Genomic DNA, 11,741 nt, shown 5'->3' on the forward strand with positions numbered 1-11,741 from the left:
TCGGCAAATACCCCCCTAGCGGTGACGACAGCTTCGGGGGCCAGCCTAGTCGCTAACTGCCCCACCGCTCAGCTATCAGCCGGTGGGAGCGCAAACGGTCCTCGTGCCGGTGCGTCACCGAGGTGATGACGAGTTCGTCCGCCCCGCTCACCCGTTGGAGGGCCTCCAGCCGCGCGGCCACCTGATCAGGGTCTCCGACGAATTGCGTTGCGGTACGGTCCCGGACCACCTCCAGCTGTTCGTCGGACAGCGGTCCGCAGTCGGCCGGGTCCGGGTAGGGAACCGCGCCGCCGCCGGCCCGGATCGAGTAGACCCAGTGGCCGTAGCTGGATGCCAGGTACCGCGCCGTGGCCTCATCCTCGGCCACCACCACATCGGCCGATACCGCCACGTGCGGTTCCGACAAGTACTCCGACGGGGTGAATCCGTTGCGGTACACCTCGATTGCCTCCAGCGCGGTGGCCGGGGTGATGTGATAGCTGGCCACGAACGGCAGCCCACGCGCGGCGGCGACGCGGGCGCTCTGCCCCTTACTGCTGCCGAACACCCACGGGGTCAGGCCGGCACCTGCGCCGGGAACGGCCGTACCGACCTCATACCGGCCCGCGAGCATGGCCAGGATGTCATCCAACTGTTCGGCGAAATCCGGTGTGACAGCCTCGGGTTGCTGCAACACCGCCATCCGGGACCGCAATTTCGGATCGCGCATCAGCGCGCTGACGTCGAAGGGCGCCGGGACCACCACCCCGTCGACCTCGTGCCACTCCCTCGGCGGCCGTGGCTCGCGGGGCTTGTCCCGCACCGCTTCGGCGCGTTTCTGCCCCGAGCGGCCCACCCCCAGATCGATCCGGCCGGGATGGAACGCGGCCAGTGTGCCGAAGCTCTCCACCACGGCGACGGCGGTCGTGTGGCCGAGTTGCACTGCCGCGGTGCCGACCCTGATCCGTTCGGTGGCCGCGGCGATCTGCCCCACCAGAACAGCGGGTGACGAGCTGGCCACCGACACGAAATGATGCTCGGCGACCCAATACCGTTGAAAGCCCCACTGTTCGGCGTGCTGAGCCAGGTCGACGGTGTTGCGCAGTGCGGTCACCGCGTCGCCCCCGGCACTGATGGGGGCCAGGTCGAGGATCGAGAGCGGCACCGTCATGTGACCTCCCCCGACAGTTCCTTCTCGAACGCGATGGGGAAGACGGTTCCTTCCCCCTCGGGCGGCAACGGGGCAATCAGCCGGGTGTAGCCCGCCGAGTCGTAGAGCGCTTCGGCCTCGGGCTGGAGGTGACCCGTCGTCAGATAGACCCTGCGGTATCCGCGTGCGGCGATCTCGAGCTCCAGGTGGGCGAGCAGCGCCGCGGCATGACCGCGTTTCCGGAAGCGACTGTCGGTCCAGATGCGTTTGAGTTCGGCGGTCTCGGCGTCGAATCGGGTGAAGGCGCCGCCGGTGACCGGCACGCCGTCGAGCACCCCGATGTACAGCCCGCCGCCGGGCGGGGCGAACTCCTCGGCGGACTTTCCGCGCAGCCAGCCCATCATCAACTCGGGTGTCCCGCCGTAACGCCCCGAGTACTCGACCGACAACTCGGCCAGCAGCGGGGCGGCCAATGGATCATCCAGGCCGACCGCTACGAACTGCACACCACTCACGGGGGCTGACTTAACCACCGTTTGCATACCCACGGCAGTTTCAACGCACATCCGGCCACACCATTCCAACCACGATCAGCCTGATTGAAAACCTGCCGGAATCGCCTGCTGAGCCATCCATGATCACCATCTCACCGGCAAACAGCCAGCGCGGGCCCGAACTCGGGAATGGCAAACCTTGAGCAACATTTCGATCGTCCATTCGGCCGGGAGACGAAAGGCGGAATCAACTTTCCTCGGCAATGAAGGCATTTTCAACGCCTCCGTAAATGTTGCGCTGACCAGGCACTGAGCGCATTCTCGCATTGCTCTGACACAGCGCAGACGTGGCAACCTGGGGAGGGAATCAAATGGGGGAACATTCGCGCGTCAAATTCGCAAAGAAACTATTTGCCGTTGGATTCATGTTCGGCGTGGCCATTTTCATACCTTTTGCCGGTATCGGCACGGCCGCCGCGACTTCTCCTGTTTCGTCGTACCCGGCCGACTCGAGCTATCCGACGGACCCGACGTGGCCGTCGCCGCCGTCGTGGGGGTCCTACCCGGCGGAGTCGTCATACGGGGCCCATTAGTTCAGCGGAGATGGCGTAGCCCTTCACTCACCCGATCACCCCAGGCGAGAGCATCGTCGCGCCGGGTCAGCCGGGCCACGAACCCGGGTGCCAGGCCCGCGAGCCTGGCCACGATCCGGACCGGCAGCTCGGCCGCATCGACTTCGGCACGGTCCTTTTCGATGGCGGTGATGACGCGGCGCGCGACGAAATCGGTCGTGACCCCCTTCGAGCCGGGGTTCGCCGGCAGCCCCGCGTCGGCCAGCATCCCGGCGTCGGTCATCGTCCCGGGAAAGACGACCGAGCAGCTGACACCGGATCCGTACAGATCCAGCCGGAGTGATGACGAGAATCCGCGCAGCCCGGCCTTGGTGGCCGAGTAGATCGGCAGTCGCGACGACGGCACCTTGCCCGCGATCGATGAGATGTAGACGAAATGACCACGTCGCCTGCGCAGCATTCCGGGTAGCAGGCGCTGGGTGAGCAGCATGGGGGCGCGAAGGTTCACATCCAGGGCGCGGTCAAGCTGCCTGGCCGTGAAATCGTCGAGCTGCCCGGTCGCAGGCAGTGCCGCATTGGCAACCACGATGTCCGCATCGACGCATCGGGCACTCAAGTGCCCCAGCTGTCCGCGGTCGGACAGATCGCACACGAATACTTCGGCGCCGTTGCACTCCGCCGCCAGGATGTGGAGCGGCTCTGCGCGCAGATCGGTGAGGATCAGCCGCGCGCCGCGACCGTGCAGGGCGCGGGCGATGGCGCCACCGAGGCCACCGGCGGCCCCGGTTACCAGTGCCTGTGCGCCTTTGATCTGCATACCGGCCTCCATGCTTGCTCTGAACGGTAGACCTCGTCACCCCCTTCCGCGCAAAACTTGACACGTGTAAAGTTCGCCGCCATGGACAACATCAGGGGCAAGACCATCGCGATCACCGGTGCCGCGCGAGGCATCGGTTACGCCACTGCCAAGGCCCTGCTGGCCCGCGGGGCCCGCGTCGTCATCGGCGACCGTGACGTGGCGCTTCAGGAGTCGGCCGTCGTCGACCTGAGCAAGCTCGGCCCGGTGTCCGGCTACCCGCTCGACGTCACCGACCGCGAATCGTTCGCCACGTTCCTCGACAAAGCCCGCACGGACGGCGGTGGGCACATCGACGTGCTGATCAACAACGCCGGTGTCATGCCGATCGGCCCCTTCCTGGAGCAGTCCGAACAGTCGATCCGGTCGTCCATCGAGGTCAACGTCTACGGCGTGCTCACCGGTTGCCAGCTGGCACTGCCGGAGATGGTGAAGCGCCGCAGCGGCCACGTCATCAACATCGCCTCACTGTCGGGGCTGATCCCGCTGCCGGGCCAGGTGGTCTACGTCGGCGCCAAGTACGCCGTGGTGGGACTGACTACCGCGCTGGCCGATGAAATGGCCCCGCACGGGGTGGACGTGTCAGTGGTCATGCCGCCGTTCACCAACACCGATCTGATCTCGGGCACCAAATCCAGCGGGGCGATCAAGCCGGTCGAGCCCGAAGACATCGCCGCAGCGATCATCAAGACGCTCAACAAGCCCAAGACCCACGTGTCTGTGCCGCCGCCGCTGCGGTTCACCGCTCAGGCCGCGCAGATGCTGCCGCCCAAGGGCCGGCGCTGGATGAACAAGAAGCTGGGCCTGGACAGTGTGTTCCTGGAGTTCGACGCCGCCAAGCGCAAGAGCTACGAGGACCGGGCCCAGGCAGCCCAGGGAGTCATCGACTCCGACGGGAAGAGCTAACCGAACTCCGGCAGGGGCTGACCGGCGCGGTAGCCCTCGATCACGTCGAGGGCTCCGGTCAATTCCTCGTGCGCGAACTCGTAGCGTTCGACGCTGCCGACGAACACCACCCGCACGATCTCACCGTCCTCGGCCGCATCCAGCCACAGTGAGGTCACCGGGAGGCCGTCTTCCACCTGGGCCCCGGACGGCTCGTAGAACCACACGGCGTAGTCGTCGTTCGACTGTTCCTCGTCGAACTCCCAGCCGCGCTGGGTGATTCGCTCGTCGAACTCAGCCAGGTCGGCGACGACAGCGTCAGGGATGTCCGCCAGTTCGTCGACGGACTCCGCCGAGACCCGGTTCACGCCCCGGTCGGCCTGCCGCTTGCGGCGGCGGGCCTTCTTCGCGTCGGATCCGCGTGACACGCGCTAACCCAGCGCCTGGTCCAGGTCGGCGATCAGGTCCTCGGTGCCTTCCAGACCCACGGAGATGCGGACCACGCCGTCGCCGAGCCCGATGGCGGCGCGCCCCTCCGGGCCCATGGCCCGGTGAGTGGTGGTGGCCGGGTGGGTGATCAGGGACTTGGCATCGCCCAGGTTGTTGGAGATGTCGATGACGCGCAGCTTGTCGAGCACCTCGAAGGCGCGGTCCTTGCCGCCGTCCAGTTCGAAGGTGACCACGGTGCCGCCGCCGCGCATCTGGCGCTTGGCCAGGTCGTACTGCGGATGTGATTCCAGGAACGGGTATTTCACCCAGTTCACGCCGGCCTTGGACTCCAGGAACTCGGCCACCGTGTGCGCCGAACGGTTCGAGTAATCCACCCGGACCGCAAGCGTCTCAAGGCCTTTCAGCAGCGTCCAGGCATTGAAGGCACTGATCGCCGGGCCGGTGTGGCGCATGAGCTTCTGCACCGGGCCGTCGATGTACTCCTTGTCGCCCAGGATCGCCCCGCCCAGCACCCGGCCCTGACCGTCGATGTGCTTGGTACCGGAGTACACCACCACATCCGCACCGAGCGGGATGCCCTGCTGCAGAAGCGGAGTGGCAAAGACGTTGTCCAGCACGACCTTTGCACCGGCGGCATGCGCCAGCTCGGACACCGCGGCAATGTCGACCAGGGACTGCATGGGGTTCGACGGCGTCTCGAAGAACACCGCCTGCGTCGGCACCGACAGCGCCTCCTCCCACTGGGAGAGGTCGTCACCGTCGACGAACACCGTCTCGACGCCCCAGCGCGGGAGGATCTCGTTGCACACCACGAAGCACGACCCGAACAAGCTGCGGGCGGCCACAAGGCGGTCGCCGGCGCCCAGCAGCGCACCCAAAGCGGTGAACACCGCCGCCATGCCGGTGGCGGTGGCGAAGCACGCGGGTGCACCCTCGATGAGCCGCAGGCGCTCCTCGAACATCGAGATGGTCGGGTTGCCGTAGCGGGAGTAGACGAAGCGGTCGATCTCGCCGGTGAACGCCTTCTCGGCCGCGGCCGCGGACTCGTAGACGTACCCCGAGGTCAGGTACATCGCCTCGGCGGTTTCCTCGAACTCCGAACGCAGCAGGCCGCCGCGCACACCGATGGTGGCCTGGCTGACGCCCTCGGGCAGGGCAGCCGGGATCCGGACAGATGGGATGTCAGTCATGAGACTCTCAGCTCTACTTCAGCTCTGTTTCCACGGCAGACCGACGGCCTTCCAACCGGTACCGCCGCGGTGGCGGTTCTCGTCCAGATTGCCCTCGAATCCGTCGAGCACGTTGTAGGACGGCGCGATGCCGGCCGCGGTGGCGGCCTCGGCGGCGCCGATCGAACGGTTGCCGGAGCGACACAGGAAGACCACCGGCCGCTCCCCCGGCGTCACGCCGGACGCCTGGAGATCCTCGACGAACCCATCGTTATGGCTGCCGTCGTTCCGGTTCCATTCCACGTACACCACGTCACGCTCAAGGGTGGACAGGTCCGGCACACCGACGAAGCGCCATTCGGCGTCAGTTCGACAGTCCACCAGCACGGCCTCGGAATTCTCACTCAGAAGTTTCCAGGCCTCCTCGGGCGTGATGTCTCCCGCATAGCTCACGGGCGTGAGTCTCCCATACTCGAGCAGACGCGCCATTCGCCGTCCTCACGCACGAATGTCGTCTCGGTGTTCACCTTGGTGTCAGGGGTATTGCCGAAGTGGTAGACCACGGTTGCCGTGGCCCGAGCCCCCTCGACCTTCACCGCTGTCACGTCGTCGACGTACCTGGCCCCCTGTTTGGCCACCGAATCACGCTGACGGGCAATGAAATCTGCCTCGGCTCCGCGCTGGGCGGCGCAGGTGTAACCGGAGAATTCACTGAAGTTCTCCCGCTGCAGGGCGTCGTTCTGGCCCACCGCGGAGAGGCTGACCTTCTGCTCCTCGCTGCGCCCGTCGGTACCGAAGCTGTTCAGCAGGACCACAACGATCACGGCGAGCACAATGACGGCCAACGCCCCGAGGAACGGGGCCATCGTGGGCCGATCCTGCTCTTCCTCAGCCATGGCCGGCTACCGCAACTTGCGCAGCGCGGTGCCGACCCGGCGGGCGCGGTCACGGGCGATGATCACGTCAGGAGCGGTGGCCAGCGCCACCCCCAGACGGCGCGGAGGTTCGGATTCACCGGGGCGACCGAAGAGCCGCACATCGCTTTCCGAGGTGGCCAGCGCCTCTTCCAGCACCGCGCTGATGTCGACCGACAGCTCGCCGGAATCGGCGCCACCGTAGCTGACCTCGGCAGCTGCCGGGGAGATCATGATGGTGTCCACGGCCAGGCCCAGGATGGCCCTGGCGTGCATCTCGAACTCCGACAACCGCTGCGACCGCAGGGTCACCAGGCCGCTGTCGTGCGGACGGATCCGCACGTCGGAGAAGTACACGTCGTCGCCCTGAACCAGCAGCTCGACCCCGAACACCCCGCGGCCGCCCAGCGAGTTGACGATCCGCGCGGAAATCGACTTCGCGGCGTCCAGCGCGGCCGGCGACAGGGGCTGAGGCTGCCAGGACTCCAGCACGTCGGTCCCCACCTGGCGATGCCCGATCGGCTCGCAGAACTGCACGCCTGGGCCGGAGGGGCCGGCGGTGCGCACGGTCAGCATCGTGATCTCGTATTCGACCTCGACGACGGACTCCGCCAGCACCCGGTTGTGGGCGATGTGTCCGGCAGTGGTCGCACGCTGCCAGGCCGGTTCGACGTCATCGGGGCGCAGCAGCACCGACTCGCCATCGCGTTGCGCGCCCACCACCGGCTTGATCACCAGCGGGAAGCCGGCATGCTCGGCCACCGCGGTCAGCTCCTCGACCGACCCGGCGAACCAGAACGGCACCGTCGGCAGGCCCAGCTCGTCGGACGCCAGCCGGCGCAGCCCCTCGCGGTCCTGGCTGAGCCGGATGCTGCGCGGGGCGGGCAGAACCTCGATGTCGCCCCGCTCGGCCACCGCGACCAGTGCGTCGGCGGCGATGACGCCGGACTCGGCGACCACGTAACGCGGCTTCTCCCGCTCGATGAGCGCGGCGAGTTCCTCGGCGTCGTTCATCTTGATCACCGCGGATCGGTCCGCGACACCGTGGGCGGGCGCGTAGTACCGGTCGGCGGCCACCACGACGCCGCCCAGCCGCTGGAACGCCAGCGCGAGCTCACGGCTCAAGTCGCCCGAGCCCAGCAGCAGCACCGTCGCCGCAGGCTCGGTGGGCTTGGCGGCGTCCGTCCGCTCTTCTGATCCGTCGCTCGTGGCCTCGGCCGGAGCATCTTCGGCACCGTCGACCTGGCCGTCGGTCAGGTCAGGTGTCTCCCCGGCGGGCTGCACGTCTTCTATCGATTCACTCATCGCACGCACCAGCCTGCCAGATCGTCACCCGACTCGATGGTCGATATAGCACCAACGCCAGCTCTCCCCGGGTTCGGCCGAGCGCATCACCGGATGGCCACTCTGGTGAAAGTGCTTGGTGGCATGCTGATGCGGACTTGAGTCACAGCAACCGACGTGACCGCACGTCATGCACATCCGCAGATGCGCCCAGTTGTCCTCGCCGTCTTCCTCACATTCCTGGCATCGACCAGGGGTCACGGGATGCGGCTCGGCAACCTCCGCGTTCAGATGCTCACAGGTGCGAGGCGCCGGGTTGTGCTCGCGCCGCCGTGATCTCCTCAACATGTTGACCAAGGATAAGCAAGCACACGAAGGAGGGCTGACAGCGTGGGTGCTTCACTCTTGGCGGCCTTGGTGGCCGCAATCCTGCTGGCCGCCGTGGCCCGGCGCTTCGACGTCTCGGCGCCGCTGGCGCTGGTGGTGGCCGGCCTGGCGGGCAGCGCGCTACCCGGCTTCCACGACGTACACCTGGATCCCGATCTGGTGCTCTTCGTGATCCTGCCGCCGCTGCTGTGGTCGGCGGGGCTCGAGAGCAGCTACGTGGCGCTGCGCCGCAACATCCGCCCGATCGGGTTCCTGGCCGTCGGGCTGCCGCTGGCCACCACTTTCGTCGTCGGCATCGTCGCCTTCCACACCGTGCCCGAGCTCACCATCGCCGCGGCACTGACCCTGGGCGCCATCGTGGCCCCGCCCGACGCCGTCTCGGCCACCGCCGTCGGCCGCCGGCTCGGGCTGCCACGACGCACCATGACGCTGTTGGGCGGCGAGAGCCTGCTCAACGACGCCACGGCGCTGACCGCCTACAAGGTGGCCCTCGGTGCCGCCATCGGCACCGCCGCCACCTGGAGCAGCGGGCTGGGCACGTTCGCCCTGGCCGCGGTGGGCGGAGTCGTGGTGGGCTGGCTGGTCGGCATGGCGGTGAACTTCATCCGCACCCGGCTCGACGACCCGCTGGTCGAAAGCGCGATCGGTCTGGTGGCGCCGTTCTTCATCTACCTGCTGGCCGAGGAGATCCACGGCTCGGGCGTGATCGCCGTGGTGGTTGCGGCCCTGCTGCTGGGCCAGCGCGACACCCAGGCCGGCTACGCGACGCGACTGCAGGACAAGGCGGTGTGGAAGGCCCTGCAGCTGATCCTGGAATCGTTCGCGTTCCTGCTGATCGGCCTGCAACTGCCCAAGGTGATCTCCGAGCTGGCCGGGATCTCGGCCGCCACCCTGGCGATCTCCTCGGCCGCCGTGCTCACCACGGTGATCGGGGTGCGGATGGTGTGGGTGTACCTGTCCACCTACCTGCCCCGCATGCTGTCCAAGCGGATCCGCGATCACGAACCCGAACCGTCCCGGGCCCAGGTGTTCATCGTCGCCTGGGCGGGTATGCGGGGCGTCGTGTCCTTGGCCGCCGCGTTCGCCGTCCCCGCCACCACCCTGGCCGGCGATCCCTTCCCGGGCCGCCCGCAGTTGGTGTTCCTGACCTTCGTCGTCGTGGTCGGCACACTGTTGCTGCACGGGCTCACGCTGCCGTGGTTCATCCGCGTCCTCGGGGCCCAGGGCGACGAGGCGCACAGCGATGCAATCGCCACCGCCGCCGCGCAGGACAAGGCCGCCCGCGCCGCGGCCGAGCGACTCGACGCGTTGCTGGCCGAGCAATCGGCAAGCAACGACGTGCCCCAGCGGGCCGCCGACGTGTTGCGGGCCTGGAACACCCGGCGCCGCAATGCGGCCTGGGAGCGGCTGGGCCGCGACGACTCCGACATCGGCGAGAGCCCGACGTCCGCATTCCGCCGGCTGCGACTGGAAATGCTTGCCGCCGAACGGGACACGTTCATCGCCGAACGCGACGCGGGTCACATCGACGACGAGGTCCTGCGTACTGTGCTGCATGGGCTCGATCTGGAAGAGGCGACACTGAATCGTGATTAGGCGTCTGACGTGGCTGGCCGTGCTGGTCGTGGTGGTCTCTGGTGGTCTATTGGGCCTGCTCAGCGGCGGCGACGCCGCCTCGCAGTCGCCGGTCGCCGTCCCGTCGGGCGCCGAGTCGGCGCGGGCCGACGCCCTGCGGGCCGATTTCCCCGGCGGAGACCAGGTTCCGGCGATCCTGGTCGTCACCCGGGCCGATGGCGGTGAGCTCACCATCGACGACGTCGACGCCACCGCCAGTGCGCGCCAGCGGATGACCGATGTGCCCGGCCCGCCGTTGATGGTCTCCGACGACGGCAAGGCCGCGGTGGTCACCGTGCCGCTGAAGGCCGACCTGTCGGGTTTCGGGCTCAACGACGCCGTCAAGGATCTCCGTGCCACCGCCACCGACGGCTTGCCTGCCGAGCTGCGGGCCGAGATCACCGGCGGCCCCGCGTTCGGTGCCGACATCGCCAATTCATTTGCCGGAGCGAACATCACACTGCTCGCGGTGACCGCCGCGGTGGTGGCGCTGCTGCTGATCGTCACCTATCGCTCGCCGGTGCTGTGGCTGGTGCCGCTGCTGGTGATCGCCTTCGCCGACCGCGTGGGCGCCGTCGTCGGGACCGCGGTGGCCTCCGGATTCGGCCTGAGCCCGGACGGTTCGACGTCGGGCATCACGAGCGTGCTGGTGTTCGGTGCGGGCACCAACTATGCGCTGCTGTTGATCTCGCGATACCGGGAGGAGCTGGGGCGGACCGCGCAGCACCGCGAAGCCCTCGTGGTTGCGGTGCGAGCCGCCGCGCCGGCGATCGTGGCGAGTAACGCCACGGTGGTGCTGGCCCTGCTGACACTGCTGTTCGCCTCCGCGCCGAGCAACCGCAGCCTCGGCGTGCAGGCCGCATCGGGTCTGGTGGTCGCTGCGATCTTCGTGCTGGTCGTGTTGCCGCCACTGCTCGCCGTGTGCGGCAAGCGGCTGTTCTGGCCGTTCATCCCCAAGGTCGGCGCCACGCCACTGACTGAAAGCGGTGTGTGGCACCGGATTGCGGACTCCGTGGCACGCAAACCCGCCCGCGTCGCGGTGGCCTCGCTGGCCGGCCTGGCCGTGCTGAGCACCGCGTTGCTGGCCACGCCGATCGGACTGACCCAGACCGAGCAGTTCCGGGTGCAGGCCGAATCGGTGACCGGATACCAGACACTTGCCGCGCATTTCCCAAGCGGCCTGACCGACCCCACCCGCGTCATCGCCTCCACCAGCAAGGCCGGTGCGGTGCAGCGGGCGATCACCGACACCCCCGGCGTCGTCTCCGCTTCGCCCGCCGGCCAGTCCCCGACCGGGCTGAGCCAATGGTCGGTGGTCCTGGCGGCCGAACCCGCCTCCGACGAGGCCTTCGAAACCATTGATGCCCTGCGTGATTCAGTGCGTTCCGCGGACCGCACCGCGGTTGTGGGCGGGTCCGACGCCCAGGCCAGGGATGCCGCCGCGGCGGCCCAGCGTGACCGGCTCGTGGTGATCCCGGCCATCCTGGCTGTGGTTCTGGCGGTGCTCTACCTGCTGCTGCGTTCGGCGCTCGCACCGCTGGTGCTGGTCGGCGTCACCGTGCTGAGCGCGCTGGCCGCACTCGGCCTGGGCGGCTGGGCCAGCGTGCATGTGTTCGGTTTCCCGGCGCTGGACAACAGCACCCCGCTGTTCGCCTTCCTGTTCCTGGTGGCCCTCGGCGTGGATTACACGATCTTCCTGGTGACGCGAGCCCGCGAGGAGACCCCGGAGTACGGCACACGGCAGGGCATCGTGCGCGCGGTCTCGGCCACCGGTGCGGTGATCACCAGCGCCGGCGTGGTGCTGGCAGCGGTGTTCTGCGTGCTGGGCGTGCTGCCGCTGATCGTGCTGACCCAGCTGGGCATCATCGTCGGCCTGGGCATCCTGCTGGACACCTTCGTGGTCCGCACCGTCATCATCCCGGCGCTGTTCACGCTGATCGGCCCGCGGATCTGGTGGCCGGGCCTGAACGCCGAGCGCTAACTTGGC

12 protein-coding genes are annotated in these 11,741 nt (G+C 68.1%); 3 read left to right on the top strand and 9 right to left on the bottom strand.

Annotation, left to right across the window (positions count from 1 at the left end):
• Positions 1–52: 52 nt before the first annotated feature.
• The 3 genes from ACNQVK_RS33390 to ACNQVK_RS33400 form a co-directional block, all read right to left on the bottom strand.
• Positions 53–1,150: an LLM class flavin-dependent oxidoreductase gene (locus tag ACNQVK_RS33390; RefSeq protein ID WP_044515434.1), complete on the bottom strand. Its 1,098-nt coding sequence runs from the start codon at positions 1,148–1,150 to the stop codon at positions 53–55.
• Complete coding sequence (locus ACNQVK_RS33395) at positions 1,147–1,671, bottom strand: GNAT family N-acetyltransferase (RefSeq protein ID WP_418032996.1); 525 nt, start codon at positions 1,669–1,671, stop codon at positions 1,147–1,149. Before ACNQVK_RS33395 ends, ACNQVK_RS33390 begins: the two co-directional genes overlap by 4 nt.
• A 546-nt stretch (positions 1,672–2,217) precedes the next feature.
• Complete coding sequence (locus tag ACNQVK_RS33400) at positions 2,218–3,012, bottom strand: SDR family NAD(P)-dependent oxidoreductase (protein ID WP_418032998.1); 795 nt, start codon at positions 3,010–3,012, stop codon at positions 2,218–2,220.
• 81 nt (positions 3,013–3,093) lie between these two features.
• Between ACNQVK_RS33400 and ACNQVK_RS33405 the strand changes: the two genes are divergently transcribed.
• The gene (locus tag ACNQVK_RS33405) at positions 3,094–3,957 is read left to right on the top strand and encodes an SDR family oxidoreductase (protein WP_418032999.1); all 864 of its coding nucleotides are present in this window, start codon (positions 3,094–3,096) and stop codon (positions 3,955–3,957) included.
• Here ACNQVK_RS33405 and ACNQVK_RS33410 read toward each other — a convergent pair.
• Genes ACNQVK_RS33410 through ACNQVK_RS33435 form a run of 6 tightly spaced genes read right to left on the bottom strand, consistent with a single transcriptional unit; the run spans position 3,954 to position 8,101 of the window.
• Positions 3,954–4,364, bottom strand: a complete 411-nt coding sequence (locus ACNQVK_RS33410; RefSeq protein ID WP_276125878.1) for a hypothetical protein — start codon at positions 4,362–4,364, stop codon at positions 3,954–3,956. The genes ACNQVK_RS33405 and ACNQVK_RS33410 overlap by 4 nt on opposite strands.
• 3 nt (positions 4,365–4,367) lie before the next feature.
• Positions 4,368–5,576, bottom strand: a complete 1,209-nt coding sequence (locus ACNQVK_RS33415; protein WP_205867936.1) for an O-succinylhomoserine sulfhydrylase — start codon at positions 5,574–5,576, stop codon at positions 4,368–4,370.
• An 18-nt stretch (positions 5,577–5,594) separates the two neighbouring features.
• The gene (locus ACNQVK_RS33420) at positions 5,595–6,008 is read right to left on the bottom strand and encodes a rhodanese-like domain-containing protein (protein WP_418033001.1); all 414 of its coding nucleotides are present in this window, start codon (positions 6,006–6,008) and stop codon (positions 5,595–5,597) included.
• Positions 6,005–6,451: a lumazine-binding protein gene (locus ACNQVK_RS33425; protein ID WP_418033003.1), complete on the bottom strand. Its 447-nt coding sequence runs from the start codon at positions 6,449–6,451 to the stop codon at positions 6,005–6,007. The genes ACNQVK_RS33420 and ACNQVK_RS33425 overlap by 4 nt, the downstream gene beginning before the upstream one ends.
• 6 nt (positions 6,452–6,457) lie before the next feature.
• A complete protein-coding gene (gene purT / locus ACNQVK_RS33430) occupies positions 6,458–7,774 on the bottom strand; it encodes a formate-dependent phosphoribosylglycinamide formyltransferase (protein WP_418033005.1) in 1,317 nt (438 codons plus the stop codon).
• A gap of 24 nt (positions 7,775–7,798) precedes the next feature.
• On the bottom strand, positions 7,799–8,101 hold the full coding sequence (locus ACNQVK_RS33435; protein WP_082941935.1) for a UBP-type zinc finger domain-containing protein: 303 nt from the start codon (positions 8,099–8,101) through the stop codon (positions 7,799–7,801).
• Between the two features lie 42 nt (positions 8,102–8,143).
• Here ACNQVK_RS33435 and ACNQVK_RS33440 point away from each other — a divergent pair, with 42 nt between their 5' ends.
• Complete coding sequence (locus tag ACNQVK_RS33440; RefSeq protein WP_418033007.1) at positions 8,144–9,736, top strand: Na+/H+ antiporter; 1,593 nt, start codon at positions 8,144–8,146, stop codon at positions 9,734–9,736.
• Positions 9,729–11,735 carry an MMPL family transporter gene (locus ACNQVK_RS33445; RefSeq protein WP_418033009.1) on the top strand — a complete coding sequence of 669 codons (2,007 nt, stop codon included), beginning with the start codon at positions 9,729–9,731 and terminating at the stop codon, positions 11,733–11,735. The genes ACNQVK_RS33440 and ACNQVK_RS33445 overlap by 8 nt, the downstream gene beginning before the upstream one ends.
• The last annotated feature ends 6 nt before the right edge of the window (positions 11,736–11,741 follow it).

Source organism: Mycobacterium sp. 134, assembly GCF_048282715.1.
Lineage (GTDB): Bacteria > Actinomycetota > Actinomycetes > Mycobacteriales > Mycobacteriaceae > Mycobacterium > Mycobacterium septicum.

Coding starts and splice junctions, on each gene's coding strand:
- ACNQVK_RS33390 (WP_044515434.1), bottom strand. CDS start 1,150: ATGACGGTGCCGCTCTCGATCCTCGACCTGGCCCCCATCAGTGCCGGG.
- ACNQVK_RS33395 (WP_418032996.1), bottom strand. CDS start 1,671: ATGCAAACGGTGGTTAAGTCAGCCCCCGTGAGTGGTGTGCAGTTCGTA.
- ACNQVK_RS33400 (WP_418032998.1), bottom strand. CDS start 3,012: ATGCAGATCAAAGGCGCACAGGCACTGGTAACCGGGGCCGCCGGTGGC.
- ACNQVK_RS33405 (WP_418032999.1), top strand. CDS start 3,094: ATGGACAACATCAGGGGCAAGACCATCGCGATCACCGGTGCCGCGCGA.
- ACNQVK_RS33415 (WP_205867936.1), bottom strand. CDS start 5,576: ATGACTGACATCCCATCTGTCCGGATCCCGGCTGCCCTGCCCGAGGGC.
- ACNQVK_RS33425 (WP_418033003.1), bottom strand. CDS start 6,451: ATGGCTGAGGAAGAGCAGGATCGGCCCACGATGGCCCCGTTCCTCGGG.
- purT (WP_418033005.1), bottom strand. CDS start 7,774: ATGAGTGAATCGATAGAAGACGTGCAGCCCGCCGGGGAGACACCTGAC.
- ACNQVK_RS33435 (WP_082941935.1), bottom strand. CDS start 8,101: ATGTTGAGGAGATCACGGCGGCGCGAGCACAACCCGGCGCCTCGCACC.